The following is a 23,283-nucleotide window of genomic DNA, read 5'->3' as shown; positions in this document are numbered from 1 at the left end:
TGGGCTGATGTCCTTTGGCGGCGATGCGACGCGCGCAGTGTAGCTGGGGGCGATGGACAAAACCACCGGCGCCCCGAAAGGGCCGGTGGGGTTATCCAAGGTTTGGATGTGTGCTCTAAGTTCGCTCTCTGGAGAAGAGCGGGCCTAGCGGTGGCAGGGTCGACGACCCCCACCCCAGCTCCGCTAGGGCCTTGCGGCCCAAGCTGCGCTACCCTCCCCGCAAGGGGGAGGGGTGGGAGCGGAGAGGCTGGCGGCGAGCGTTGAGGGAAGCGCCGGGGTTCTGGCTGGTGGATGGGCCTGAACCCCCACCCTAGCCCTCCCCGCAAAGGGGGAGGGGATGGGCCGGTGTTTGCCGGTGGATCGGGGTCAGGCCGTCAGTTGGTCTTCTGGATGTCGTAGGCGAAGAATTGGGCGTTGAGGCCGTTGGTCGGGTAGCCCGTGACATTGGCGGCGGAAACGACGATTTGGGGATAGAGATAGAGCCAGTTGCTGGCGGCGTCTTCGGCGATGATGCGGTTGGCTTCGGTCAGCTTTTGCGTCTGCTCGGCTTCGGAGGCGGCCGCTTCGGCGCTGGCGATCAGCTCGACCACTTCGGGGTTGTTGTAGCCCCAGTAGAACTCGGGATTGCCGTAAAAGACGATGTCGCGGTGATTGACGTGCTCCTGCAGCGTCGCCTGGAAATCGTGGCTCTGGTAGACCTTGGTGTACCATTCATTGGCGGTGATGATGTTGATGTTCACCGTGACGCCGATCTTGGCATATTCCGCCTGCAGGAACTGCGCCACGAGCGGGTGGGGGTCGTAGTCGGGCGTGTCGAGGGTGAACTCGAAGCCGTCGGGATAGCCGGCCTCGGCAAGGAGCGCCTTGGCGGATTCGACGTCATAGGCATCAACGCCGGTCAGATCCACATACCAGGGATCGGTGGGGGGCACGAAGGAGCCGATCAGCGTGCCATAGTCGCCCCAGACCGAGTTCAGGAGCTGGGCCTTGTTGGTGGCGCGGGCGAGGGCCTTGCGCACCTGGGGGTTGTCGAAGGGAGCGAGGCGGTCGTTATAGGCGAGGATTTCCTTGGTGGTGGAGGCCCCTTCGGTGACGGTGAAGGCCGGGTTGTCGGCGAATTGCGCCAGGGAATCGGGGCTTTGCACCGAGGTGATGATGTCAACCGCATTGGTCAGCAGCGCATTGTTGAGCGCGGTGGCCTCGGTGAAATACTGGAACAGCACGCCGCCATTGCTGGGTGCTTCGCCCCAATATTGTTCGAACGGGGTGAGGGCGAGGGCCGAGCCGCGGCGCCATTCGGCGAGCTGGTAGGGGCCGGTGCCGTCTTCGGCGGCGGTGATGTCGGGGGCGGCGTCGTTGACGATCCAGACATAGGAGAGATTGTAGGGCAGCGAGATGGAACGCTGCGAAAGGGTGATGACCACAGTCTGGTCATCGGGGGTCTCGATGCCGGTGATGGTCGAAAGGCTGCGCTTGCGCGAGCTTTGCGAGGTTTCGGCAGTGACGCGCTCGATGGAGTGCTTTACGTCGGCCGCGGTCAGCGGATCGCCGGAATGGAAGGTCACCCCGTCGCGGAGGGTGAAGGTATAGGTGAGGCCGTCTTCCGAGACGGTGTAATCGGCCACGAGCCGGGGCTCGACGGTGCCGGCATCGGTGAGCTGGAACAGCGCTTCATAAACATTGCCGTTGAAGGCCTCGTTGATGCCCTGGCCAGCGCCCGCGGTGTTGTCGAGGTTCTGCGGCTCGTAGAGCGAGCCGATGCGGATGGTGGCGGCGGGATCAAAATCCTGGGCAAAGGCGGCGGCGGGCAGAAAGCTGACGCCAGCAAGCAGGGCGGCGGCAAGAAGCGCAATTTTGGGCATGAGGGCTCCACGAAAAGGGTGCCGCAGCATAAGGCAGGGCGGCAGCCAACTCCATTAGTGGAAGGAAGATGGACTGCTCGCGCTGGGTTCCAGAGGAGTAGCAAATTCTGCAAAAAGCCGGTTTGTGGAAAGCTGTTCTCCGGCGGCTGGGGCAACCGGACGCGGGGGCGTGGGCATTGCCAAGCTGGCGGCAGCCGGGATAAGCAGCCCGCCGGGGCTGGGCGCCAAGTTCTGGTGGGTTGTGCGAGGCGCAACAACAGCAGAACGCGGGCGGATACTGCACAAGCGGCAAAGCAGATGGAGCTTTCGTCTCAATCGTGAGACGAAGCGGCGATGTTGCGCGGCTGCGCTACAGTTATGGCCCGGCCGATTTTGCGGAGATACGGATGCATTCACTGGCGGGGCGCGGCTTTGTCGCAATCTGGAACGGGATCCCGGCCGTAGGGCGGCAGGATTTCGTCGATTGGCACCGCGAGGAGCATATGCCCGAGCGCCTCGCCATCCCCGGCTTTTTGGGTGGCACGCGGTGGCGGGCCGACGAGGCGCCGCTCGAGTTTTTCACGCTGTATACCCTTGCGGAACCCGAGGTGAGCCGGTCGGCGGCGTATCTGGCGCGGCTCAATGATCCCAGCCCCTGGACGCAGCGGGTGATGCGCCAGTTTCAGAACAATCGGCGCTGCGTCGGCTTTTTTGGCCCCAGCGCTGGCGAGGCTCCGGGCGAGCGGGTGCTGGTGGGGTGCCTTGTGGCCGAGGCTGAGGAGGACTGGGCGGCGGTGGCGGCGGGGATTGCGGCGCTGCCTGGGGTGGCGGGGTGCCATCTGGGCCTGGCCGACCAGGCCATCTCGGCGCTGCCCACGGCAGAGCGACAGGGGCGCGATGTGGGTGAGCCGCAAGGGGTGGTGCTGGTGGTGCTGGCGCGCGATGTCGATGTGATAGCGGTGCGCGAAGCGGTGCGGGCGCTGCTGCCGGTGGGGACGGAACTGGCCGGATTTACCGAGGAACTGGCGCTGCCGTGAATGGGTACTAACCGGGCCAGAGTTTGGGCAGGCCGCCCAACATTGGGGCAGGATAACAGAACTGTCTAGTTTTTGAGAAAGTTCGCTTGACTCCGTTGGGGCGCAGGGCTTTTGTCGAAAATAATTTTGAATGAAGGGGAACCAAATGAACCGTCGTGTTTTGCTTGCCAGCGTCGCGGTCCTGTCCGCACTGATCGGGGCGCTGCCCGCCGCCGCCCAGCAATTCACCGCCCGGATCGGCCACCTGGAATCGGACCAGCAGCCGCGTCACAAGGGCCTGGTGATGGTGGCCGACCTCGTCAAGGAGCGCACCGACGGCAACGTGGCGTTCCAGCTGTTCCCCGCCGGCCAGCTCGGCCAGGCCCGTGAGATGAATGAAGGCACCCAGCTGGGGCTGATGGAAGGCACCGTGTCGCCCGCCGCGTTCCTTGCCGGCTTCAACCCTGCCGTATCGATCCTTGACGTGCCGTTCCTGTATCCCGCCGATCGCGCCCAGGCCAATGAGCTGCGCACCGGCGCTTTCGGCCAAGCCGTGCTCGACAGCTTTGCCCCGCTCGGGCTCAAGGCCATTGCCATCTGGCCCAATGGGCGCAAGTCGATGACTTCCAATGAAGAGATTGCCGCGCTCGAGGACTTCGCCGGCCAGAGCTTCCGCGTCATGGACAGCAAGGTGCTGATCGAGCAGTTCAATGCCGTCGGTGCTTCGGCCGTGGCGCTGCCCTTTGGCGAGCTTTACACCGCTCTGCAGACCGGCGTGGTCGACGGGCAGGAAAATGCCCTCGATACGATCGCGACCATGAAGTACCACGAAGTGCAGGACTACCTGCTGGTGTCCGAGCACGGCGCCAATGAGGACGTGGTGATGTTCAACCAGGCCTGGTGGGATGGCCTGCCGGCCGAATACCAGACCGTGATCATCGAGGCCTTCGAGGAAGTGCGCCCGCAGGTGGAAGAGCTCAAGGAAGCCGCCCAGGCCACCGCGCTCGAAACCATCCGCGCCAGCGACATCACCATCCAGGAGCTCGACGACGCGCAGCGCGCCGCTTTCCGGGAAGCCATGTATGGCCCCGCGCGCGATGCCTATCTCGCCAATGCGGGTGCCGCTGGGCAGGGAATCGTGGATGCCTATGAGGCGCAATACAGCGCGGTCTCGGGGCAGTAAGCCAATTGAGCGAACCGGCGCCGCAAGGCGCCAGCAGCCAGCAGGCGCCAGGAGCTTTTCCCCTGGCGCCTCTTTTTTGCAGAGGGAACCCGCAGTGACATGAGCCCAAACAGCAAGTTTTCCAAGGCGCTCGCCGCCTGGTCGTCCCTGGAGCGGATCGCGCTAGCAGCCCTGATGCTGATCATGGTCGCGCTTTACGTCACCGGTGTGGTCGTGCGCGAACTGGTTCCCGTCTATGCGCGCAATTTCGCCTGGATCGACGAAGCCGCCCGCTATCTGATGGTATGGCTGGTGTTTCTGTCGCTGGGGCTGGCGCTGGCCGAAGGGCGCCAGATCGCCATGACCAGTTTCCTTGAGCGCATGTCCTCGGGCGCCCAGCTCTGGATCCGCCGGGCCATTGATCTGTCTGGGCTCGTGCTCTCGCTTTATATCGCCTGGTTCGGCCTGCAGATGGCGCAGACCGTGGGGCGCACCGGGCAGATGAGCCCGACCCTGGGCGTCCCGGCCGCCCTTTTGTATTACGCGCTGCCTGTCGGCTTTCTGCTGCTGGCGCTGCGCTATGCCATGAGCCTGTTCGGGCTGATCGATCGCTGGTCCAACAAGGCTGAGGCCCACTGAGATGTTGATTGCCGTTCTTGTTGCGGGGGCGCTGGCCCTCCTCTTCCTTGGCTTTGAAATGCTCATCGTGCTCGGCATTCCGGGCATCCTGACCAAGGAATTCTTCTTTTCCGGCATGCCCGATTTGATCTATGGGCAGCGCATCGTCGGGGGCATCAACCATTCGACGCTGCTGGCCATTCCGTTTTTTATCTTTGCCGCCGAGATCATGTCCAAGGGGGTGATCGCGCGGCACCTGATCCAGCTGGTGGGGGCCTTTCTCGGCCATCGCCGGGGCGGCATGGGGCTGACTACAGTGGCGGCCGCGGCGGCCTTCGGTTCGGTATCGGGTTCGGCGCCGGCCACCGTGGCGGCGCTGGCCGGCATTGTTTATCCCGAAATGCAGCGGCAAGGTTATTCCGACAAGTTCTCGCTCGGGCTCATCGTGTCCTCGGCGGAAGTATCGCTGCTGATCCCGCCCTCGATCACGCTCATCATCTATGCTTGGCTCACCGGCACGTCGGTGGCGGCGCTGTTTGCCGCCGGCCTCGTCGTGGGCTTGTTCCTGGCCGGCGTGTTTTGCTGCTATGTGCTGTTTTACGCCTATCGCCACGGCATCAAGGGCGATGCGCCTCTGAGCTGGGGCGAGCGGCTCAAAGTGGTGGGGCGCGGGATCTGGGCGCTGGGCCTGCCGGTCGTGCTGCTCGGCGGTATCTATTCGGGCCTCTTCACCCCCACCGAAGCTGCCGCCGTCAGCGTGGCCTATGCGTTGATTGTCGAGGTGCTGATCTATCGCCACATGAAACTGGGCGATGTGTTCAAGGTCGCGACCGGCGCGGCGGTGACCACGGGCACGATCTTCGTGCTGCTGGCGATGGGCTCGATCGTGGCCTATTTCATCACGCTGGCGCAGCTGCCAACGCTGGTGATCGACTTTCTCGGGGCGATCGATGCGAACTGGGTGATGTTCCTCCTGATCGTCAACCTGCTGTTCCTTGTCGCCGGCATGTTCATCGATCCCAATTCGACCATGCTGATCCTCGTACCGGCGCTCTATCCGGTGGCGGTCAGCTTTGGCATCGATCCCATCCATTTCGGCATCATCGTGTGCCTCAACACCTGTATCGGCATGATCACGCCCCCATTCGGGCTCGACATTTTCGTGGCGTCCTCGACGCTCGGGGAGTCGGTGGGCAAGATCATTTCGGGCATTTTTCCCTTTGTGGTGGTGAACCTGCTGGCCTTGCTGGTGATCACCTATCTGCCCGAGATCTCGATGTTCCTGCCCCGCATGCTGGCGCCCTGACCGGGGTCACAGAGGGACAAAAAAAAGGGCCGCCCACTGGGCGGCCCTTTTGTTTTGCCGGTTGAAAACGGGCTTATTCCTTAGGGGTAGGGGAGAATTCGGAAATGCCGCCATGGGCAGCCGACCAGCTCGAGGGGTCGTTGAGGAAGCTTTCGACCTCGGTCAGGGTCTTGGCATCGAAGTGCCCGGATTCCTTGGCTGCCTCGAGGATATCCCACCAGGTCGCGAGATAATGCAGCTCGATGCCGAGCTCCTTCATCAGGTCGTGGCTGTTGGGGAAGATGTCGTAGAAAAAGACGATGAAGCAGTGGTCGACCTTGGCGCCCGCCTTGCGCAGCGCATCGGCGAACATGACCTTGGAGCGCCCGTCGGTGGCGAGATCTTCCACGAGGAGGGTGCGGGCGCCGGCGATCACTTCCCCCTCGATCTGGGCGTTGCGGCCAAAGCCCTTGGCCTTCTTGCGCACATACTGCATGGGCAGCATCAGCTTGTCGGCGATCCAGGCGGCAAAGGGGATGCCCGCGGTTTCGCCACCGGTGACCACGTCGATCGACTCATAGCCGATTTCGGTGACGATGGTCTGGGCGGCCATGTCCATCAGCGCCGAACGCAGGCGCGGATAGGAGATGAGCTTGCGGCAATCCACGTAAACCGGGCTGGCCCAGCCGGAGGTGAAGACGAATGGATGTTCGGCATTGAAGTGAACAGCGTTGATCTCGAGCATCATCCGGGCGGTTTGCCGGGCGATGGCTTTTTTGTCTTCGCTGCGGTGCAGTGCACTCATGGGAAACAGTCCTTCATCATTGCGTCATGCGGTCGCGCGAAATCGCGGCCGCCGGATGGAAGTCCAGCGCCGCAGGGTGCTTAAATCTCGATTGCAACCGGTTCGCTATAAACCGCGGCTCAAAGCCCAGTCAACTCGTTCGCCCGCAAAGAGCGGGACAATCTGGTGCTCTTCCACCGAAACGCTGGCGGGCGCGGTCCAGGCGCGTTCCTCATAGGTGACGCGGGTTTGTGACGGCGCAAAGCCGTAAAAGGCGGGGCCATTGAGGGAAGCAAAGGCCTCGAACTTGTCGAGCGCGTTTTCCTCGGCAAAGACCTTGAGATAGGCCTCGACCGCGACGGGAGCGGAAAAGACGCCGGCGCAGCCGCAGGCATTTTCCTTGAGATGGCGCAGATGGGGGGCCGTGTCGGTGCCCAGGAAATAGTTGGGCGCGCCGCTGGTGGCCGCCTCCCGCAGCGCCAGCTGGTGGGAGCGGCGCTTGAGGATGGGCAGGCAATAATAATGGGGGCGGATGCCGCCTTCGAACAGCACATTGCGATCATAAAGCAGGTGCTGGGGGGTGATGGTAGCGGCGACGCGGCTGCCGTGGCTCCTCGCGAACTGGGCGCCTTCGCTCGTCGTAATATGCTCCATCACCACTTTGAGCGTCGGGTGGCGCTCGAGCAGCGGGGCGAGGACGGCATCGATGAAGCGCGCTTCGCGATCAAAGATATCGACATCGTGGTGGACGAGCTCGCCATGGGTGAGGAGCGGCATGCCGGCTTCGGCCATCGCTGCGAACACAGGATCGAGCCCGGCTATGGAAGTAACGCCATGGGCCGAATTGGTGGTGGCGTGGGCGGGGTAGAGCTTGGCGGCGGCAAAGATGCCGTCGCGATGGCCGGCAATGAGGTCGGCGGGGTCGGTGGCGTCGGTGAGGTAGCAGGTCATGATGGGGGTGAAGTCGACCCCCTCGGGGATCGCCGCCTCGATGCGCGCGCGATACGCGGCGGCCATCGCGGCGGTGGTGACGGGGGGCACCAGATTGGGCATGACGATGGCGCGCGCAAACTGGCGGGCGGTGTGGGGCACGACGGCATCGAGCACCGCGCCGTCGCGGAAATGCACGTGAAGGTCGACGGGCTTGCGGATGGTCAGGGATCGCATGGGGTCGGGGGCCTGGCTCAGTTGGTGGCGGTCACGGCCTTATAAAGCACATCGGTGCCTTTGATGAGATCCCCGATATCCATGGCTTCGGCGGGATTGTGCGAGCCATTGGCGTTGCGCACGAACACCATGCCCGAGGGAATGCCGGCATTGGCGAACACCGCCGCATCATGGCCGGCGCCCGAAGGCAGCGTTTGGGGATCGAGGTCGCAAGCGGCGGCGGCGGCGCAGAGGCGCTCGATCACGGCGGGGTCCATGCGAGCGGGCTCGGTATAAACGCGCTCGTCGAGCTCGAAGACGACGCCGCGCTGCTGGCCGACGGCGCGGCATTCGGCGCGGAACAGCTCGTAGAAGCTTTCGAGCGTGTCGTGGCTCTGGCTGCGCACTTCAAAGGAGAACATGACTTCGCCCGGGATGCGGCTGAGGGCATGCTGGTCTGGATCGGTGCCGACAATGCCGGTGGTCACCACGAGGTCGAGGCCGCGCTCGAGGAGGACGCGCCAATGCTCGTCGAGGCGCCCGACAAGATCGGCAAAGGCGAAAACGGCATCCTTTCGCAGCCAGCGAGGGATGGTGCCGGAATGGCCAGCTTCCCCGCGGCAAACGACGCGGCGGTGGCGCAGATTGCCGCGAATGCCCGAGACGACTGCGGCGGGCAGGCGGCGGTCGATCAGCACCGGGCCCTGCTCGATATGGAGTTCAAGGTAGCTCGCGGCGGTGCTGGGGTCAAAAAGGGTCTGGCCGGCGCGGATGGGGGCGAGGTCGATGCCGACCGAGGTCATGGCTTCGGCCAGGGTCCGGCCGGTGCCGCGCGAGCGGGCAGCAAGATCGGCGGGGGAGAGGATGCCAAAAAGGGCGCGCGAGCCGATATTGGCGCGGCCATAAAAGGCGCTTTCCTCGCCGCGCAGCATCAGCAGGCGCACGGGGGTGGTGAGCTCGCGCCCCGAGCGGGCAATGCGGATAAGGCAGGCGAGACCCGCGACGATGCCGGCGGCGCCATCGTAGTTGCCGCCCTGGGGCACGGAATCGGCGTGCGAGCCAATGAGATGGGCGGGGCGGGTGCCATCATCGCCGGGCAGGCAAACGAGGAGATTGCCGACGGGATCGATGCTGATGGCAAAGCCATGGGCGTGGGCGACGGCCGAGAAGATGGCCAGCGCCGCGTCTTCGCCGGGTGCATAGCATTCGCGGGTGATGCCGACGCCGTCGCCGGTGCAGCGGGCCAGTTCGGCAAAGATGGCGGTGGCGAGCTCATGCTCGGTGGGGAAGGCGGTCCAATCGATATCGGCCGCAGGCGCAAGGGCGTTCATTGGGCGGCCTCCATCAGGTGGGGGAGCTGCATGTCGGTGTCGAGGGCGCCGATGAGCTGGTCGAGGCTCGTGAAGCCATGGCGTTCGCAGTATTGCGCGAGGCCGGCGATCACTTCGGGCATGGTGCCGGGGCGGGTGAAGGTGGCGGTGCCGATTTGCACGGCGCGCGCGCCGGCGAGCAGGAACTCGACCGCGTCGCGGGCGCTGCTGATGCCGCCGCAGCCGATCACGGGGATGCGGACGGCGCGGGCGCATTGATAGGTCATGCGCAGGGCAATGGGCTTGAAGGCGGGGCCGGACAGGCCGCCCATGATGTTGCCGAGGGTCGGGCGCATCGTATCGATGTCGATCGACATGGCGAGGATGGTGTTGGCGACGACCACGGCATCGGCGCCCGCGGCTTCAGCGGCGCGGGCGACGCCGGCAATGTCGCCGGTGTTGGGGGTGAGCTTGGCCCAGAGCGGCAGGTCGGTGACGGCGCGCATGGCGGCAATCGCCTGTTCGGTGGTGGCGGGGCGCATGGCGAAGGCCTTGCCGTCTTCCTCGATATTGGGACAGGAAATATTGGCTTCGATGCCGGCAATGCCGGGCTGGTTGAGCTGCGCGGCCGCTTGGGCAAATTCGGCAATGGTGGGCGCCGAGACCGAGACGATCAGCGGGCTCGCAAAGCTGCGGTAAAAGGGCAGGGTTTCGGCGAGGAAATGTGCAATCCCCTTGGACGGGATGCCGATGGAATTGAGCATGCCATTGCCCACTTCCGCCACCCGGGGCGTAGCATTGCCGCCGCGCAATTCGGCGGTGATGGTCTTGGTGACCAGCGCGCCTAGCGTGTTGAGGTCGATGACGTCGGCGAGGCCTTCGGCAAAGGTGCCCGAGGCGGGCATGACGGGATTGGCGAGGACCAGGCCTCGCCCGAGATCGGTGCGCAGGTCTACCATGAGGTGGCCTCGGCAAGGGGAAAGACGGGGCCATCCCAGCAGACGCGCTTGGAAACGGTTTGCCCATCGACAGTGAAATTGCGCACGCAGCAAAAGCACATGCCCAGGCCGCAGGCCATCTGCTGTTCCATGGCGACTTCGCCGTAAAGGTCGAGTTCAGCGGCGAGGCGCTGGAGCAGCAGCATCAGACGGTTGGAGCCGCAGGTGTAAAGAGCGTCGGCGCGGCCATCGGCATGGAGGCGCCGCAGCAGGGCCTCGACATGGGGCAGCTCGCTGGTGCCATCGCTGTCGAGCACGATCTCGACGGCAGCGCCGGCGGAGCGGAAGCGCTCCACCGAGAGCACAGCTGCGGGATCGCGGGCGCTGACAAGGGCAGTAACGGCGATGCCGCAGCTGCGGGCGAGTTCGGCCAGGGGCGCGAGGGTTGCAAGCCCGACGCCACGCCCAACCACGACAATGGAGCGGATACCCTCGGGCAAGCTGAAGCCGACCCCCAGGGGACCAAGAATGCGCAGCGTGCTGTCGGGCGCGAGGCTGGCGAGGCCACGGGTGCCGGCGCCGGCGACCTTGTAGAGGAACTCCACCCGGCCCGTCGCGGGGTCGGCGGCATAGGTGCTCATGGGGCGGCGAAAGAACGGCTTGTCTTCGCCGATTGCCGGGCAGTCGATGTTGAAGAACTGGCCCGCTTCGGCCGTGGCGGCGACACCAGGGGCATCGAGCACGACGAGCTTATATTCGGCATTAACCCAGTCATTGCTGAGGACACGCGCCGAGGTATCCGCAATGCGCGGCATAAAAGGAGCGGCGGGGGCGAGGGCGGAGATTTCATCCTGTCTCATTTTTGAGACAATGCGCAGCCCCGGGCAGGTTGTCAATGGGCCTGCGTGGTCGGTACGCCCGCGCGCTCAGGGGAAGGTCGCGGCCGTGCGCTCGATGATGCGGCGCAGGATGGCGGCACCATCGGGGCCTTTCTTCGCCACGGCCCATTGCGCTTCGAGCGTGTCACGGAAGTGGTGCACCGCTTCGGGCGCGGTGGTGACAATGGCGATGCCCGAGGAAATATTGGGTTGATCGCCAAGGCGGTAGGGCGAGAGAGTGACCGCGGAATCGGCGTCGCGCTCATAGATCTGGAAGGTCTGGCTGGGCGGCTGGCCATCGATGATGCCGATCTGGGTGCCGATCGGCTGGCGCTCGAGCGTGGTGCATAGCCGCTCGATTTCGAGGCGGGCGGCGGCACGGCGCTCGGCCTGGACTTCACGCGGTAGATCCAGCCTCCCGACGAGACCCAACAGCAAAAACCGCTCGATATCCTGGCTGCCGACGATGGAGACGATGGGCACATTGCGCCTTGTGGCGCTGCGGCGGCGCTCATTGAGGAGATCGAGAATATTGTCGATGGCGTGTAGAGCGGCGGGGCGGTCGCGCTCGGTTTCAGAAATGGCCTCCACCAGCATCAGGCGAAGATAATCCATGTAGTCGGGCGACAGCAAGAGAGACGAGACCGGCGAGAAATTGCCGAGGAGATAGTGCGACTTTTCTTCGAGCTGGCGCATGCGCTCGAAAAACGAGAGGGCATTACTGTAGTATTCGACGCCAACGCCCAAGAGCGAAGGCAGGGATACATCAAGGAAGCGGGCGATGGATTCCAGGATCTGGACCTTGACGATTTCGCCCTTCTCGAGCCGGTAAACGGCAGCGCGAGAGATGCCAAGATGGGCGGCAATATCATCGGCGTTCAGGTTCTTGCCGATCCGATGAGCGCGCAGTCGTTTGCCGATTTCCTCGAATTGGGCGGACATGCTTTCCCTTTGCGCTAAGTCTCACTTTTGATATACACGCCCGTTTCCGCCGTCCAGCAAGCGTCTGTTATGACAGGAGACCTAGAGTGCACGACCTTTATACCTGGCTTGAAGAACAAAGCGGGGGGATCCGGACCTATACCGAGTTCCACCAGAAAGTGCGCGAACTGGCCCGTCAGGATAGCGACAATGCCGCCATTCTCGCCCTGCTTGGCCGGGTGGCTGCACGCTTTGTCGCCCGGTTCGAAGGCGAGCCCTTTTCGGTGGATGATGCGAGCGCGGCGCTGGTCGAATTCAAGGCGCTGCTGAACCAGGCGATGACGGCGATGGACAGCTCCACCGCTGAAAAATTCGCCTTTGCCAACAAGGTCGCGACCTTCGACCTGCTGGAAGCCCAGGCGGCGTAAGTCCCGCTGGGGGATAATGACGCGGCCGGCGCTTGAGGCGCCGGCGCAGGGTTTTGCCGTTCATGATCGCGGGGGTAACGACCGGTGCCTTGCAGCGCCGGCGCTGTGGCGCCGGATTACTGCATCGGCTCAAACCAGGTCGTGCCGGGATATTGGTGGGCGCGGGCGACTTCCTCGTTGAGCTCGAGCCCGATGCCCGGCCGATCGCTGAGCGCAATCCTGCCGTTCTTGATGATCTCGCCGCCATCGGTGATGGTGGACCAGTAATCGCGGTGGAACCAATGGAACTCGAGAACGAGGAAATTGGGCACCGTGGCGCAGACCTGAGCCGAGGCCATGGTGCCGATGGGCGAGGACACGTTGTGGGGCGCAAACGGGATTGAGTAGAGATCGGCCAGCTCGGCGATCTTGCGGCATTCCGACAGGCCCCCGCATTTGGGGATATCGGGCATGATGATATCCACCGCCTGCTGCTCGAGCAGCTTCCTGAACCCGTGGCGCAGATAAAGGTTTTCGCCGGCGCAGATCGGGGTCGTGGTGCTGCGGGTGATCTCGGCCATGACATCGATGTTCTCGGGCGGAATGGGCTCTTCGAGCCACATCAACTGCAGGTGCTCGAGATCGCGGGCGAGGCGGATGGCGCTGTGCTTGTCGAGGCGGGTATGCAGGTCGCAGGCGACTTCCACCTCCTTGCCGGCGGCCTTGACCACCATTTCGGCCAGCTGCACCATGCGGTCATGTTCCCATTTGTTGGGAGTCATGTTGAAGCCGTCCTTTTCATACCAGTCGGTTTCGGTGCCGGTATGGCCATAGGCGCGGATATCGAGATCGACCTTGAGGGCGGTGAAACCGGCTGCGAGCACCTGATCGACCTCGGCCTGCACCTGGTCCATGTTCATGCCGGGCGAGACTTCGCAATCGCAGTAAACGCGAATGTGGTCGCGGAACTTGCCGCCCATGAGCTCATAGATCGGCACGCCCAGGGCTTTGCCCTTGAGGTCCCAAAGGGCGATCTCGACGCCGGTGAGCGCGGTGATCAAGGCGCCGGCAAAGCCGCCTTCGAAAACGAGGCTGCGGCGGATTTCCTCAAAGATGGCGTCGATGGCGAAGGGGTCGCGACCGACGAGCTTGCCCGCCAGTTCGCGCTGGATGATGGCAATGGCCTGGTGGCCGCCATGGACGCATTCGCCGAGGCCGGTGATGCCGGCATCGGTTTCGATGCGCACCCATAGATGCATGCAATGGCCCGATGTGGCCGCTGTGGTGACCGAAGTGATTTTCACGTGGTTCTCCTCCCCGCGCGTGGCTGCCCCTTGCGGTGCAGCCCGATTGTTGTGTGCAAGCTGCTCTCTCGCCCCTCTCCTCAGGGGGCGAAAAAGTCCAAATCATCTTCCAGCAGATAAGGCCGGGCCCCCTCGGGATCGATATCGAGCCCCAGGCCCGGCGCTTCGAGCAGATCGACCATGGAATTGGTGACGATCTGGTCGGGCAGGCCGATGACGATGTCCTCCCACCAGGGATCGGACGCGCTGGGATATTCAAAGGCGATGTAGTTGGCCGGCAGCGTGGCGCAAACATTGATGAGGGCGCCGAGGCCCAAAAGGCCATTGGCGGTGCCATGCGGTGCCATCATGATGGAATGCATATAGGCGTGCTCGGCCACCCATTTGAGCTCGGCAATGCCGCCGATATCGGCAGGATCGGGGCCGATGATGCGCACGGCCTGGGTTTCGATCAGTTCCTTGAAATTGTGCCGGAGATAAATCTGCTCGCCGGTATGGATGGGGGTGGAGGTCGAGGTGGTCAGCTCGCGATAGGCCTGGGGATTGACCCAGGGCACGTAATCGCCGGTCAGCATGTCCTCGAGCCACATCAGATTGTATTTCTCGACCGCCTGGGCAAAGCGGATGGCATCGGGCAGGAACCAGCCGGGGCCGCAATCGAGCGCGAGGGAAACCTTGTCACCCAGCACTTCCTTCATGGCGATGACGCAATCGAGCATGTGGTTGAAAGCGTGCTCGCTGATCTGGCCCTGGTCCATGGCGCCGTGGAACAGGCGCGGCTGGGTAACCCCATAATGGAAATCGGGAACAGCGGTTTTCATGTTGGAATGAAAACTGATGCCCTGCTTGACCATGAAGAAGTTCTGCGGCTGCTCCATCATCCATTTGACGTCGGCCGCATAATCCTCGGGGCGATCGCCGGTGCGTTTCTGGCGGATGGAGCCGTTATAGACGCGGACCTGGTCGCGCACCTTGCCGCCGAGGAGCTTGTAAACGGGCACATTGGCAGCCTTGCCCGCGATGTCCCAGAGGGCATGCTCGATGGCCGAAACGGCGGCGCCATAGGGCTTGAACGAGCCGCGCTGGCGGATTTTCAGCATGCAGCGCTCGACATCGGTGGGGTCTTCCCCGATCAGCGCATCGCGGAAATGGAGCACCCAGGGTTTGAGATAAGCCTTGGTGTATTCCACTTCCCCCAGGCCATAGAGGCCTTCATCGGTGACGACGCGCACAATGGGGTGCCGGCCAATAACGGCGCAGCGCAGATCGGTGATTTTCATGGTTCCTCCTGAACCTTGTTGGCGGTGTCGCTGACCTTTCAGTCGACACCCTCCCCCGGGCGGGGAGGGATCAAGGGTAAGGGGCGTTCGCCCCGACATCGTGGCTCCCGCACCCCCTCCCAGCCTCCCCATCAAGGGGGAGGTGCCGTTCAGTGGGTGGGCGATGGTTTTGCCCAGAATAGACGCTCGCCATTTTCGCTGCGCGAAAAGGCCGGGAAGCCTGAGCCATCTTCGCTGCGCGAAGAGGCGGGGCTATTTTCCCCGTCGGGGAAAAAGCCTAGCTCCACGTCCGGTCCCAGGAATAGTCGTCGTTCCAGTGGTCGGTGGGCAGCCAGATGCCCTTGACGCCGTCCTGCAGGTGCTCGGCGATGACCTCGTCGACGATGTCGTCGATCCCCAGGCCCGGCTTGTCGGGCACGGTGATGAAGCCGTTCTGCACCAGGGGCTTGGGCAGGCCGGTGACGATGTCGTCCCACCAGTCGACCTCGACCGAATGGTATTCGAGCGCCATGAAGTTGTCCGTGGCGATGGCGACATGGGCGGCGGCCATGCAGGCAATGGGGCTTTCGGCCATGTGGATGGCCATGGCGATACCCTGTTCCTGGGCGGCGTCGCCGATCTTCTTGGTTTCGAGAATCCCGCCCGAAGTGAGCAGATCGGGGTGGATCACCGAAATGCCCGAACCCAGCAGCGGCTCGAAACCCTCGCGCAGATAGATGTCCTCGCCGGTGCAGATCGGCACGGTCGTGGCCTGCTGCAGCTCGCGATACTGCTCGGTATATTGCCAGGGGATCACGTCCTCGAGCCAGGCCGGGGCGTATTTCTCGATGCGGCGAGCGAGCCGGATGCCGCTTTGCAGCGAGATATGGCCGACATGGTCGATGGCGAGCGGGATCTCGTAGCCGATCACCTCGCGCACTTCGTGGATATATTGCTCGAGCTGGTCGAGCCCGCGCTCGGTGAAGTTGAGCCCGGTAAAGGGGTGGCGCACATTGTGGGTGTCGTAGACGGCGTTGCGGGCGCGGCGGTCTTCGAGCGTCTTGCCGTGGCCGCGGGGCGGATGGATGCGATAGCCCTCAAGCGAGCCCGCGGGCGCCACAACGGAGCCGGGGGTATCGACGACCTGCATCAGCCCGAGGTCCATCTTGAGGAAGGTGAAGCCCAGCGCCATCCGTTCCTTCAACCGCTTGCCGGTTTCGGTGCCGCTGGCGACGCTGGCATCGGTGTCGCAATACATGCGCACCTTGTCGCGGAACTTGCCGCCCAGCATCTGGTAGATCGGCACGCCATAGGCCTTGCCGGCAATGTCCCATAGAGCAATCTCAATAGCCGAAACGCCGCCGCCCTGCCGGCCGTGGCCGCCGAACTGCTTGATGCGGCGGAACAGGCGATCCACATCGAGCGGGTTTTCGCCGAGCAGCCGGCTCTTGAGCATCAGCGCATAGGTGGCGCTGGCGCCGTCGCGCACTTCGCCAAAGCCGACTATGCCCTGATTGGTGTAGATCTTGAGGAGCGCGCTGATGAACGGCGCCCCCACGATTTCGGCGACGCGGATATCGGTGATGCGCAGATCGCTCGGGCTTGAGCTGGTGCGCACATTGGCTTGGATCAACTCATTGGTGTTGATCTCGTTCATGGGTCAATTCCTCCCTTTCCCACTGGGGCGCCTCCACGCGCCCGTTCCCGCCTTCAGGCGAGGTCCACCAGGTTTTCCTCCAGATAAGCCCGGTTCATTTCGATGCCGAGCCCGGGGGCCCGGTTGAGCTTGAGCGAGCCGTTCGAGTTGTCGAGCGGCTTGTCGATCAGGTGGTCGTATTTGCTCAAATTCCATTCCGAGGTTTCGAGCCGGTAGAAATTGGGCACGGTCATCATCACCTGCGCGCCCGCCACCACATTGATGGGCCCGGCCGCATCATGGGGCGAAACGGGGATGTAGTAGGCTTCGCAGAGCGCCGAGATCTTCTTGAGCTCGGTGATGCCGCCGGTCCAGGTGACGTCGGGCATGATGTAGTCGGCGAGCTGGTTTTGCAGGATGGGCACGAAATCCCATTTGGTGTGGCCGCGCTCGCCCCAGGAAATGGGGCAATTGACCTTCTCGCGCACCTGCTGGAGGGCGTTGAAGCTTTCGGGCGGCACGGGTTCTTCGAACCAGTCGATATCGCCGGCTTCCTCGAGCGAGCGGCAAAGGCGAATGGCGGTGGGCACGTCAAAGCGGCCGTGGGCATCGATGAGGATTTCGATATCGGGCCCGGCGGTCTGACGGATGAGTTCGGTCAGTTCAGCGGCTTCGCGCTCATCCTTGCGCGTCATCGTGCCATCGAGATAGCCCTCGAACTGTTCGCGGGCGATGCCGTTGGCCAGCACCGGTCCTTGCTGGGGGAAGGGGTCGAATTTGAGCGCGGTGTGGCCGGACGCCACGATGTCGCGGATTTCCTGGGCGACGGCTTCCGGGCTGGTGAACTTGCGCTGGTCAGGGTGGGTGTAAAGGAGAATGTCCTCGCGCACCGGCCCGCCCAGCAATTCATAGATGGGCTGGCCCAGCACCTTCCCCCGGATATCCCACAGGGCGATGTCGATGGCGCTGGTGCATTCCACTGCGGCGCCGCGGCTGCCCATATAGGTGAAATTGCGGAAGATCTTGTGCCAGATGCGTTCGATATGGGCGGGGTTGTCGCCTTCGATGATCTTGCTGATCTGGGTCAGCATGACGCAAAGCGCCCGGTTGGCGACATAGGTGGTGGTGGTGATCTCCCCCCAACCCGAGACGCCCTCGTCGGTGGTCACCTCCACAAAGAGGAACTCGCCCCAATAGGATGCGGCTGACTTGATCAGCCAAGGTTTGACGCCAGTTATCTTCATTGCCTTCCTCCCCAAGGCGCCGATTGCTGTGCAGATGCGGCGCTAACTCGCCCGTGCCGTTTCGGCGGCACGCATATGTTCCAGAATATGGCGGCCCGAGCCCTCGACATGCTGGGCCACGAGCGCCGCCGACCCATCGGCATCGCCCGCCTTGATCAGTGCGATCAGCTCGCGATGCTCGCGCATGACCTGCGCGCGGCGCGCCAGGGTGAAATCAAAGCGCCGGCTGACGGCGCGCAGCACTTCGCGGTGCTTCCACCAGAGCTCGGCGGCATGGCGGTTGTAATGACGCTCATACATGATGGTGTGAAAGCGGGTATCGAGTTCGCTGTGGCGCAGGGGATCGGCGAAATTGTTAGCCTCGATCTCGTCCTGCACCGCTTTGAGCTGCGCAATATCCTGGCTCGTCGCCATGCCCACGAACCAGCGGGTGAGTGCGGGCTCGATCAAGACGCCGATCTCGTAGATGTCGCGCACGAAATCCTGGTCGATCGGGCGCACCCGGGCGCCGCGATTGGGGGAAATGATGACAAAGCCCTCGCCACGCAGCATCTGCAGGGCTTCGCGGATGGGGTTGGCGGAGGTGTTATGGCGCTGCGCCAGTTCGGCCACCACCAGGCGTTCGTTGGCCACAAGGCGTCCCGAAATGATGTCGTCCCGGATCTGCTGGTAAACCGAATCACCGGCTGGAGTCGCGCCGCTGGGCTCCATGCCCACGGGCGGCTGCGCCTTGTAGTCGTTCATTGGTAGTCCCGTCACTTCCATGGGTTGGCATTGTCGAACGCGAGCACCAGCCTAGCCAGCGTACGGCTGGATCGTACAATGAATCTTGCCGATAATGTGCAATTTTAGCCCGTTGACACATTATTTGTTGTCTGCAAACCTGCCCGAGGTGGCGCGAGACAGAAGAGGCACAAGCCCGCTGTCCGATCGCCAAGGGAGCCCGCTGCGCCGAGCCCAGCGGATGACAGGAGGACGAGATGAGGAAGCCCAGTTTGGGCCGTGCCCTTGTGCATGGCGCAGCAATAACTGCGCTCGCTGTGTCGACGATGATGAGCACTTCCGTGCTCGCGCAAAGTGTCGATATCAGCCAGTGGTCGCCGGAATATGTGCGCTCGATCGCGGGCACCGAGGAGTTCGACACGGCCGAGCAGTGCGGGGCCGTCACCCCGCTCGATTACCAAGGCAAGCTGACCTTCTGGTACCAGGGCGTGTTCGAGGGCGACCCGGACCTCTTGCGCCAGTACTACAAGGACTTCTTTGTCGCCTTCCGGGAAACCTATCCCAATATCGAGCTGCAGGAGCAGGCGCTGACCTATAACGACCTGCTCGACAAATTCCGCACGGCGCTTCTGGGCAATGCCGGACCGATGATGGTGCGCCTCCAGATCCTGGGTGGGGTTGAATTTGCCTCCAAGGGCTATTTGCAGGAGCTCAGCCCGGAAGACGTGGGCTGGAAGAGCGAGGATTTCTGGCCGGGCGCCATGAAGTCGGTGATGTGGGAAGGCAAGACCTACGGCATTCCCACCAATAACGAGACGATGGGCTTTATCTGGAACGCCGACATCTTCGAGCGGGCCGGCCTTGATCCCGAAAAGCCACCGGCAACCTGGGACGAGGTGGTCGCCTATTCCAAGCAGATCCACGACACGCTGGGCATTGCCGGCTATGGGCTCGTCGCGCGCAAGAATGCGGGCAATACCCCCTATCGCTTCATGCCCCAGCTCTGGGCTTATGGCGGGGGCGTGTTCGACGAAGCCGACCCGAACCCGACTTATGAAGAGGTTCGCCTCGACAGCCCCGAAAGCAAGGCGGCGCTGCAGGCATCCTATGACATGTATGTGCGCGACAAATCGGTGCCGGTTTCAGCACTGACCAACCAGCAGGCCGACAACCAGCCGCTGTTTCTGGCCGGCCAGGTGGCGATGATGGTGTCGCACCCATCCGACTATGACGTGATGCTGGACCTGCAGGCCAAGGCCACGGGCGCCGACAAGGAAAAGGCACAGACCGTCATCGACAATATGCGCTATGGCCTTATTCCCACCGGCCCCGACGGGCGGCGCGCGGTGGTGTTCGGCGGCTCCAATATCCACATCCTCAAGCCTGAATATGTGGATGGCGGTGTCGTGGACGAGGCAGCGGCCAAGGCGATGACCTGCTTTTGGACCAGCCCCGAATGGTCGCTCAAAATGGCCTATGCGGGCTCCAATCCGGGCAATCTGAATGGCTTCAAGACCAGCTGGATGAAGGAGCGGCTTGAAAACATCGAGTTCCTCGATGTCACCACCGCCATGCTGCCCTATGGCGTGCCGTTCCCGGCGCTGCCAGTGACGCCCGAAATCATGAACATCATCATTCCCGACATGCTGCAAAACGCATTGACCGGGGCGATGACGGTCGATGAAGCGGCCGATGATGCGGCGCAAAAGGTGCGCGACCTGACGGGCGGCGGCGGGCTCTAGGCCCAGCCGGCACAGAAGACGCGACCGGCGGCAGCCCTGCGCCGCTGCCGGTTAGTTTTTCTCTCACCACGAGAGCCACAATGACCACCCAGATCGGGTTTGCCAGCGCCCCTGCCCAGGCGCGCATTGTTCGCCCCAGTGTGTTGCAGCAGATATGGTCCAGCCGGGCCGACTATCTTTATGTGCTGCCCGCGATCATCGTCATGCTGATCGTCATCGCCTATCCCATCTATTACACGATCGACCTGTCGTTCTTTGAAACGCCCCCCGGCCTGCAGCTGCGCGACAAGAACTTTGTCGGGCTCGAGAACTACGCCACGATCCTCTCAAGCAATGTGTTCTGGCGCGTTACCCTCAACACGGTGATCTGGACCTTTGCCTCGACACTCATCGCCTTTGTGCTGGGCTATGCGGCGGCGCTGGCGCTGCACCGTGATTTCGCCGGCCGGGCCGTGTTGCGCGCGATCCTCATCATTCCCTGGGTGATCAGCGCGGTGGCGGCGTCCTATATCTGGAAGTGGATGTACCATTCCGATTTCGGCATCCTGGGCGCGGTGATGGTGCAAATGGGGCTGGTAGACCAGCAGCCCAACTTCATCGACAATGTCCACACCGTCTTGCCCTCGCTGATCGTGGTCAATATCTGGCGCGAGTTCCCCTTTGCCATGATCATGATCATGGCCGGACTGCAAACCGTGCCCGAGCAATTGCTGCGCGCCGCCAAGGTCGATGGCGCCTCGACCTGGCAGCGGTTCTGGCACGTGACCTTTCCCTATCTGAGCGGGGTATCGACGGTCACCATCCTGCTGCTGGCAGTGGCGAACTTTAATTCCTTCATTATCCCCTGGATCATGACCGGCGGCGGGCCATCCAACGCCTCCCATATCTGGATCACCCACATCTATGAGCTGGCCTTCGGGCGGCAGCGCTGGGGCGTGGCTTCGGCTTATTCGGTGCTGCTGTTCATCATCCTGATGGCGCTGGGCTACTTCTATGTCCGCGCGCTCAGCGGCAACGAGAAAAAGGAGCACGGCGCGTGACCAGCATCACCCAAACCGCTGCCTCATCCGACCGCACCGCAATTACCGCCCCGCGTGGGCGCAAGAAGATCGATGGCTGGCGCTGGGCGGGGCGCATCTTTCTCGGCTTCATGCTGGTTTACACCGCATTGCCCATGATCTGGATGCTGCTGACCTCGATCAAATCGGGCTTTGCCGCCATGCAGTTCCCGCCGCAATGGTGGCCGAGCGAGCCGACGCTGGCGAGCTACCAGAAGCTGCTCGATCCGCAAAACAGCGTGGGCCAGGATTTCCTGCGCTTTTTCTGGAATAGCCTCTTTGTATCGGTCTGCACCACGATCATGGCGGTGGTGGTGGCGGTGCCGGCCGCCTACGCCTTTTCGCGCTTCAGCTTTCCCGGGCGGAAATTCCTGTTTTTCGCGGTGCTGCTGCGCAACATGTTCCCAGCGGTGATTTTCCTCGTGCCCCTCTTCATCCTGATGCGGGTGCTGGGACTGGTGAACACCCATGGCTCGCTGATCCTGACTTACCTGACCTTCGGGCTGCCGCTGGCGATCTGGCTGCTCAAGGGGTTTTACGACAACATCCCGGTACAGCTCGAACAGGCGGCGCGGATCGACGGGGCCACGCGCTTCCAGGCGTTCCTCCTGATCGTCATGCCCCTTTCGGCGCCGGGGATCATCGCCACCGCGATCTACTCCTTTATCGGGGCGTGGAACGAATACATCTATGCCGCGACCTTCCTCACCCGGAACGACCAGCTGACCCTGCCCGTCGGCATCCAGCGGTTCTTTTCGGAAAACACCACCGATTTCCCGGGTCTGATGGCGGCAAGCTTCATGATGAGCGTGCCTGTGGTGGTGCTGTTCCTCGTGCTCCAGAAATATTTCGTGCGTGCGCTCACCGAAGGCGCGGTCAAACACTAGAAAGTTGCCCCATGGCTCAGGTGGTTCTCAAGGATCTCGTCAAGACCTATGGCTCGATTTATGCGGCCAAGGACGTGTCCCTGACAGTTAATGATGGCGAGTTCGTTGCCCTGGTCGGCCCGTCCGGTTGCGGCAAGACGACGACGCTCAATCTCGTGGCGGGGCTGATTCCGATCACCTCGGGGGACATCGTGATCGGGGACCGGGTGGTCAACGATCTCGACCCCAAGGACCGGGACATCGCCATGGTGTTCCAGAACTATGCGCTTTATCCGCAAAAAAGCGTGTTCCAGAACCTCGCCTTCCCGCTGCAGATGAGAAAGCTCCCCAAGGCCGAGATCGAGGCCAAGGTCAGTGCGGCGGCCAAGGTGCTCGACATCACCCATCTGCTCGAGCGCAAGCCGCGCGAGCTGTCGGGCGGGCAGCAGCAGCGCGTGGCGCTGGGGCGGGCGCTGGTGCGCGACCCGGCGGTGTTCCTGATGGACGAGCCGCTGTCCAATCTCGATGCCAAGCTGCGCGTGCAGATGCGCTCGGAAATCAAGCGCTTCCACCAGGATCTGGGGGCGACCATCATCTATGTGACCCATGACCAGCTCGAAGCCGTGACCATGGCCGACAAGATGGCTGTCATGAATGGGGGGCTGCTGCAGCAATATGATACCCCGGCGCAGGTCTTTGCCCACCCCGTCAACATGTTTGTCGCAAGCTTCATCGGCAGCCCGGCCATGAGTCTGGTGCCGCTGGAAGCCAGCAGTGCCAATGGGCAAACGGTGCTGACCAGCGCCGAGGGCTGGCACATGCCGCTTTCGGAGGCCAATGCGCGCAAGGTCGCGGGCGCCAGTTCGCGCAAAGTGGTGCTGGGGGCGCGGCACTCGACCATCCGGCTGCACAAATCGGCGGTGGACGGGGCGGTGCCGGCGCGGGTTTATACGGTGGAGCCCACCGGCGACATCACCTTTGTGCAGGCGTTCGTCGCGAGCTCGATCGTCAATATCAGCCTGCCACCCACGGTGCAGGTCGCGCCCGACGAGCAGGTCTGGCTCGAATTCGACCAGGAGCGCATGCATCTGTTCGATGGCGAAACCGAAATGGCGCTGCGCTCGGCATAATCCGGATTACCCCTG

Annotated in this window: 21 protein-coding genes; 9 read left to right on the top strand and 12 right to left on the bottom strand. The window is 63.1% G+C overall.

Going from position 1 to position 23,283, the window contains the following annotated elements; genetic code table 11:
* Positions 1–374: 374 nt before the first annotated feature.
* The gene (locus tag ELX51_RS18560; protein WP_248305187.1) at positions 375–1,862 is read right to left on the bottom strand and encodes an ABC transporter substrate-binding protein; all 1,488 of its coding nucleotides are present in this window, start codon (positions 1,860–1,862) and stop codon (positions 375–377) included.
* Positions 1,863–2,248: 386 nt separating this feature from the next.
* Between ELX51_RS18560 and ELX51_RS18555 the strand changes: the two genes are divergently transcribed.
* From ELX51_RS18555 to ELX51_RS18540, 4 genes are all read left to right on the top strand, one after another.
* Positions 2,249–2,878 carry a hypothetical protein gene (locus ELX51_RS18555; protein WP_127754882.1) on the top strand — a complete coding sequence of 210 codons (630 nt, stop codon included), beginning with the start codon at positions 2,249–2,251 and terminating at the stop codon, positions 2,876–2,878.
* Positions 2,879–3,023: 145 nt separating this feature from the next.
* Positions 3,024–4,040, top strand: a complete 1,017-nt coding sequence (locus tag ELX51_RS18550) for a TRAP transporter substrate-binding protein (RefSeq protein WP_127754881.1) — start codon at positions 3,024–3,026, stop codon at positions 4,038–4,040.
* A 99-nt stretch (positions 4,041–4,139) separates the two neighbouring features.
* Positions 4,140–4,658 carry a TRAP transporter small permease gene (locus ELX51_RS18545; protein WP_127754880.1) on the top strand — a complete coding sequence of 173 codons (519 nt, stop codon included), beginning with the start codon at positions 4,140–4,142 and terminating at the stop codon, positions 4,656–4,658.
* A 1-nt stretch (position 4,659) separates the two neighbouring features.
* Positions 4,660–5,943: a TRAP transporter large permease gene (locus tag ELX51_RS18540; RefSeq protein ID WP_127754879.1), complete on the top strand. Its 1,284-nt coding sequence runs from the start codon at positions 4,660–4,662 to the stop codon at positions 5,941–5,943.
* 73 nt (positions 5,944–6,016) lie between these two features.
* Here ELX51_RS18540 and ELX51_RS18535 read toward each other — a convergent pair whose 3' ends face one another.
* The 6 genes from ELX51_RS18535 to ELX51_RS18510 all read right to left on the bottom strand — a co-directional run bounded on the left by ELX51_RS18535 (position 6,017) and on the right by ELX51_RS18510 (position 11,920).
* Positions 6,017–6,727 carry an orotate phosphoribosyltransferase gene (locus ELX51_RS18535; protein WP_127754878.1) on the bottom strand — a complete coding sequence of 237 codons (711 nt, stop codon included), beginning with the start codon at positions 6,725–6,727 and terminating at the stop codon, positions 6,017–6,019.
* A 105-nt stretch (positions 6,728–6,832) separates the two neighbouring features.
* Positions 6,833–7,873 (bottom strand): dihydroorotase, encoded by a 1,041-nt coding sequence (pyrC, locus tag ELX51_RS18530; RefSeq protein WP_127754877.1) that lies wholly within the window; start codon positions 7,871–7,873, stop codon positions 6,833–6,835.
* A gap of 17 nt (positions 7,874–7,890) precedes the next feature.
* On the bottom strand, positions 7,891–9,183 hold the full coding sequence (locus ELX51_RS18525; RefSeq protein ID WP_127754876.1) for a hydantoinase/carbamoylase family amidase: 1,293 nt from the start codon (positions 9,181–9,183) through the stop codon (positions 7,891–7,893).
* Positions 9,180–10,121 (bottom strand): dihydroorotate dehydrogenase, encoded by a 942-nt coding sequence (locus tag ELX51_RS18520; protein WP_127754875.1) that lies wholly within the window; start codon positions 10,119–10,121, stop codon positions 9,180–9,182. Before ELX51_RS18520 ends, ELX51_RS18525 begins: the two co-directional genes overlap by 4 nt.
* Complete coding sequence (locus tag ELX51_RS18515; RefSeq protein ID WP_248305186.1) at positions 10,115–10,960, bottom strand: dihydroorotate dehydrogenase electron transfer subunit; 846 nt, start codon at positions 10,958–10,960, stop codon at positions 10,115–10,117. The genes ELX51_RS18520 and ELX51_RS18515 overlap by 7 nt, the downstream gene beginning before the upstream one ends.
* A 66-nt stretch (positions 10,961–11,026) precedes the next feature.
* On the bottom strand, positions 11,027–11,920 hold the full coding sequence (locus tag ELX51_RS18510; RefSeq protein ID WP_127754874.1) for a helix-turn-helix transcriptional regulator: 894 nt from the start codon (positions 11,918–11,920) through the stop codon (positions 11,027–11,029).
* A gap of 86 nt (positions 11,921–12,006) precedes the next feature.
* On the opposite strand from ELX51_RS18510, the gene ELX51_RS18505 reads away from it, so the two are divergent.
* Positions 12,007–12,327 (top strand): hypothetical protein, encoded by a 321-nt coding sequence (locus tag ELX51_RS18505; protein WP_127754873.1) that lies wholly within the window; start codon positions 12,007–12,009, stop codon positions 12,325–12,327.
* A 116-nt stretch (positions 12,328–12,443) separates the two neighbouring features.
* Here ELX51_RS18505 and ELX51_RS18500 read toward each other — a convergent pair whose 3' ends face one another.
* From ELX51_RS18500 to ELX51_RS18480, 5 genes are all read right to left on the bottom strand, one after another.
* Complete coding sequence (locus ELX51_RS18500; RefSeq protein ID WP_127754872.1) at positions 12,444–13,610, bottom strand: mandelate racemase/muconate lactonizing enzyme family protein; 1,167 nt, start codon at positions 13,608–13,610, stop codon at positions 12,444–12,446.
* A gap of 80 nt (positions 13,611–13,690) precedes the next feature.
* Complete coding sequence (locus ELX51_RS18495; RefSeq protein WP_127754871.1) at positions 13,691–14,890, bottom strand: mandelate racemase/muconate lactonizing enzyme family protein; 1,200 nt, start codon at positions 14,888–14,890, stop codon at positions 13,691–13,693.
* Between the two features lie 277 nt (positions 14,891–15,167).
* A complete protein-coding gene (locus ELX51_RS18490) occupies positions 15,168–16,526 on the bottom strand; it encodes a mandelate racemase/muconate lactonizing enzyme family protein (protein ID WP_127754870.1) in 1,359 nt (452 codons plus the stop codon).
* A gap of 53 nt (positions 16,527–16,579) precedes the next feature.
* The gene (locus tag ELX51_RS18485) at positions 16,580–17,749 is read right to left on the bottom strand and encodes a mandelate racemase/muconate lactonizing enzyme family protein (RefSeq protein ID WP_127754869.1); all 1,170 of its coding nucleotides are present in this window, start codon (positions 17,747–17,749) and stop codon (positions 16,580–16,582) included.
* A 42-nt stretch (positions 17,750–17,791) separates the two neighbouring features.
* Positions 17,792–18,493 carry a GntR family transcriptional regulator gene (locus ELX51_RS18480; RefSeq protein WP_127754868.1) on the bottom strand — a complete coding sequence of 234 codons (702 nt, stop codon included), beginning with the start codon at positions 18,491–18,493 and terminating at the stop codon, positions 17,792–17,794.
* Between the two features lie 236 nt (positions 18,494–18,729).
* Between ELX51_RS18480 and ELX51_RS18475 the strand changes: the two genes are divergently transcribed.
* From ELX51_RS18475 to ELX51_RS18460, 4 genes are all read left to right on the top strand, one after another.
* On the top strand, positions 18,730–20,214 hold the full coding sequence (locus tag ELX51_RS18475; RefSeq protein ID WP_127754867.1) for a sugar ABC transporter substrate-binding protein: 1,485 nt from the start codon (positions 18,730–18,732) through the stop codon (positions 20,212–20,214).
* Positions 20,215–20,294: 80 nt separating this feature from the next.
* Positions 20,295–21,254, top strand: a complete 960-nt coding sequence (locus ELX51_RS18470; protein ID WP_127754866.1) for a sugar ABC transporter permease — start codon at positions 20,295–20,297, stop codon at positions 21,252–21,254.
* A 110-nt stretch (positions 21,255–21,364) separates the two neighbouring features.
* Positions 21,365–22,159 carry a carbohydrate ABC transporter permease gene (locus ELX51_RS18465; protein WP_210258578.1) on the top strand — a complete coding sequence of 265 codons (795 nt, stop codon included), beginning with the start codon at positions 21,365–21,367 and terminating at the stop codon, positions 22,157–22,159.
* Positions 22,160–22,170: 11 nt separating this feature from the next.
* On the top strand, positions 22,171–23,268 hold the full coding sequence (locus ELX51_RS18460) for an ABC transporter ATP-binding protein (RefSeq protein WP_127754865.1): 1,098 nt from the start codon (positions 22,171–22,173) through the stop codon (positions 23,266–23,268).
* Positions 23,269–23,283 lie beyond the last annotated feature (15 nt).

This window comes from Devosia sp. 1566, assembly GCF_004005995.1.
In the GTDB taxonomy this organism is placed as follows: domain Bacteria; phylum Pseudomonadota; class Alphaproteobacteria; order Rhizobiales; family Devosiaceae; genus Devosia.
Note: the sequence above shows the minus strand (reverse complement) of the source record. Positions and strands in the feature narration are given on the sequence as shown.

Excerpts from the sequence above, each read along its gene's own strand:
- ELX51_RS18465 (WP_210258578.1), top strand. The coding sequence starts at position 21,365 with ATGCTGGTTTACACCGCATTGCCCATGATCTGGATGCTGCTGACCTCG.
- ELX51_RS18495 (WP_127754871.1), bottom strand. The coding sequence starts at position 14,890 with ATGAAAATCACCGATCTGCGCTGCGCCGTTATTGGCCGGCACCCCATT.
- ELX51_RS18510 (WP_127754874.1), bottom strand. The coding sequence starts at position 11,920 with ATGTCCGCCCAATTCGAGGAAATCGGCAAACGACTGCGCGCTCATCGG.
- ELX51_RS18470 (WP_127754866.1), top strand. The coding sequence starts at position 20,295 with ATGACCACCCAGATCGGGTTTGCCAGCGCCCCTGCCCAGGCGCGCATT.
- ELX51_RS18515 (WP_248305186.1), bottom strand. The coding sequence starts at position 10,960 with ATGAGACAGGATGAAATCTCCGCCCTCGCCCCCGCCGCTCCTTTTATG.
- pyrC (WP_127754877.1), bottom strand. The coding sequence starts at position 7,873 with ATGCGATCCCTGACCATCCGCAAGCCCGTCGACCTTCACGTGCATTTC.
- ELX51_RS18525 (WP_127754876.1), bottom strand. The coding sequence starts at position 9,183 with ATGAACGCCCTTGCGCCTGCGGCCGATATCGATTGGACCGCCTTCCCC.
- ELX51_RS18485 (WP_127754869.1), bottom strand. The coding sequence starts at position 17,749 with ATGAAGATAACTGGCGTCAAACCTTGGCTGATCAAGTCAGCCGCATCC.
- ELX51_RS18540 (WP_127754879.1), top strand. The coding sequence starts at position 4,660 with ATGTTGATTGCCGTTCTTGTTGCGGGGGCGCTGGCCCTCCTCTTCCTT.
- ELX51_RS18475 (WP_127754867.1), top strand. The coding sequence starts at position 18,730 with ATGAGGAAGCCCAGTTTGGGCCGTGCCCTTGTGCATGGCGCAGCAATA.
- ELX51_RS18490 (WP_127754870.1), bottom strand. The coding sequence starts at position 16,526 with ATGAACGAGATCAACACCAATGAGTTGATCCAAGCCAATGTGCGCACC.
- ELX51_RS18550 (WP_127754881.1), top strand. The coding sequence starts at position 3,024 with ATGAACCGTCGTGTTTTGCTTGCCAGCGTCGCGGTCCTGTCCGCACTG.
- ELX51_RS18545 (WP_127754880.1), top strand. The coding sequence starts at position 4,140 with ATGAGCCCAAACAGCAAGTTTTCCAAGGCGCTCGCCGCCTGGTCGTCC.
- ELX51_RS18480 (WP_127754868.1), bottom strand. The coding sequence starts at position 18,493 with ATGAACGACTACAAGGCGCAGCCGCCCGTGGGCATGGAGCCCAGCGGC.
- ELX51_RS18460 (WP_127754865.1), top strand. The coding sequence starts at position 22,171 with ATGGCTCAGGTGGTTCTCAAGGATCTCGTCAAGACCTATGGCTCGATT.
- ELX51_RS18560 (WP_248305187.1), bottom strand. The coding sequence starts at position 1,862 with ATGCCCAAAATTGCGCTTCTTGCCGCCGCCCTGCTTGCTGGCGTCAGC.
- ELX51_RS18520 (WP_127754875.1), bottom strand. The coding sequence starts at position 10,121 with ATGGTAGACCTGCGCACCGATCTCGGGCGAGGCCTGGTCCTCGCCAAT.
- ELX51_RS18535 (WP_127754878.1), bottom strand. The coding sequence starts at position 6,727 with ATGAGTGCACTGCACCGCAGCGAAGACAAAAAAGCCATCGCCCGGCAA.
- ELX51_RS18555 (WP_127754882.1), top strand. The coding sequence starts at position 2,249 with ATGCATTCACTGGCGGGGCGCGGCTTTGTCGCAATCTGGAACGGGATC.